This is a genomic window from Lyngbya sp. CCY1209 (assembly GCF_055795065.1).
Map to the genome: position 1 here is coordinate 1 of NZ_JAYFER010000589.1, position 260 is coordinate 260.

Sequence of the window (260 nt, forward strand, 5' to 3'; positions counted from 1 at the left end):
ATTTCCGATATCTCTTCAATAGCAGAAGTTTCAGATTGTCTCTGAATTGGGGATGAGTCGGGAGATGCGATCGCATCCGATATCTTTTCAATACCAGAAGTTTCTGCCTGTCGCTGAATTGGGGAAATCTCCGATATCTCTTCAATAGCAGAAGTTTCCGATTCTCGCTGAATTGGGGATGAATCGGGAGATGCGATCGCATCTGTTACCTCTTCCGAAGCCGAAGTTTCCGATATCTCTTCCACGCCAGCAGTGGTGGC

1 pseudogene is annotated in these 260 nt (G+C 46.9%); it reads right to left on the reverse strand.

Going from position 1 to position 260, the window contains the following annotated elements:
* Nucleotides 1-260: pseudogene (locus AC0QHF_RS21645) on the reverse strand (hypothetical protein); the annotation flags it as partial.